Consider the following 1,066-nt stretch of genomic DNA (forward strand, 5'->3'; position numbering starts at 1 on the left):
GGGTATCTGGAGCGATGAGCATATTGGYGGCCTGAAGGCGCTGACTGAACTGCTCCACGGCTTTGGGGCAAAAGCTGGCGCTCAAATTGGCCATGCCGGGCGCAATGCCGATTTGCCTAATCTCATTCATATCGCTCCGTCGGCGATTCCCTTCACGGATACCAGCCTTGTTCCCCGCGAACTCGCAGCTGATGAGATTCCGGGTTTGGTAAAGCTATATGGCGATGCCGCACGGCGCGCCCGCGAAGCGGGATTCGATGTGCTCGAGATCCACGCCGCGCATGGCTACTTGCTTAGTGAGTTTCTCTCGCCACTAGCCAACATGCGCGACGACGAATATGGAGGTGATGCCAAGCGTCGCTATCGCTTCCTGCGCGAAGTTTTGGAAGAGGTTAAAACTCACTGGGAAGATCGTCCTCTGTTCGTACGGATATCCAGCTCTGATTACGCCGAAGGCGGAAACACGCCTGAGTCGTTCCTTGAATATGGTCGCTGGATGAAAGAGCAGGGTGTTGACCTGATCGACTGCAGCTCCGGCGGAATCAAGATGGTCAAGGTGCAGACCTACCCGGGGTACCAGGTACCGGCCGCTGAATTACTGCGTAAGGAGTTGCATATTGCTACAGGTGCTGTGGGTGTGATTCAGAGTGGGCGTCAAGCCGAAGAAATCTTGCAAAACGGCCGCGCTGATCTGGTGTTTGTAGGGCGACAAATGCTGCGCGATCCATTCTGGGTGCGCACCGCAGCAGATGATCTGAGGGAAGTCATAGAGATTCCTGAGGCCTACACACGTTATGGATCTGTCTGGCTTGATACCAAAGCCTGAAGCTTTTCTGCGTAAATCAAATCAGTGATCAATAGCAATCCAATGAAGCAGGGTAAACACATGAGCGAACCGACTTACGTACAAGAACACCAAGCCATCACCGAGGTGCTGAACAAGTACATTGAGGGTTGCAAACACGCCAAAAGCAGCATCATGAAGCCAGCTTTCAGTGAGCAAGCAACGATGTTTAGCGTCGATGGCGACGGTAAGCTGACCGGCGGCGCGATTCCAATCCTGTTC

At 53.8% G+C, this 1,066-nt stretch carries 2 protein-coding genes; both read left to right on the plus strand.

The window, feature by feature from the left end; translation table 11 throughout:
• Positions 1 to 826: oxidoreductase (locus tag ACXRVY_RS31095; RefSeq protein ID WP_458239217.1), on the plus strand; the 826-nt coding region annotated here is incomplete at its 5' end.
• Between the two features lie 60 nt (positions 827 to 886).
• Positions 887 to 1,066 (plus strand): nuclear transport factor 2 family protein (locus ACXRVY_RS31100; RefSeq protein ID WP_458239218.1); only part of this gene is annotated, 180 nt, incomplete at its 3' end.

This window comes from Pseudomonas sp. P5_A2_2 (assembly GCF_054177685.1).